General features: G+C 65.2%; 1 pseudogene. It reads left to right on the top strand.

Annotated features, from left to right (window positions below):
- A pseudogene (locus tag SB764_RS42710) lies at window positions 1–253 on the top strand (hypothetical protein); the annotation flags it as partial.

The raw sequence follows: 253 nt of genomic DNA on the forward strand, positions 1-253 counted from the left end.
GGTGGAGAACCCGGAGACGGGGGAACTGCTGTGGCAGCATGAGACGAAACACGCATACAACGAGCAGGGGCTGGCAAACCGCGTCACGCCGGACAGCCTGCCGCCGGTGGAGTGGCTGACGTATGGCAGCGGTTACCTGGCGGGCATGAAGCTGGGCGGGACGCCGCTGGTCGAGTATACGCGGGACAGGCTGCACCGTGAGACGGTGCGCAGCTTCGGCAGCATGGCAGGCAGTAATGCCGCATACGAACTG

It is taken from the genome of Paraburkholderia sp. SIMBA_027 (assembly GCF_046535315.1).
GTDB lineage: Bacteria > Pseudomonadota > Gammaproteobacteria > Burkholderiales > Burkholderiaceae > Paraburkholderia > Paraburkholderia tropica.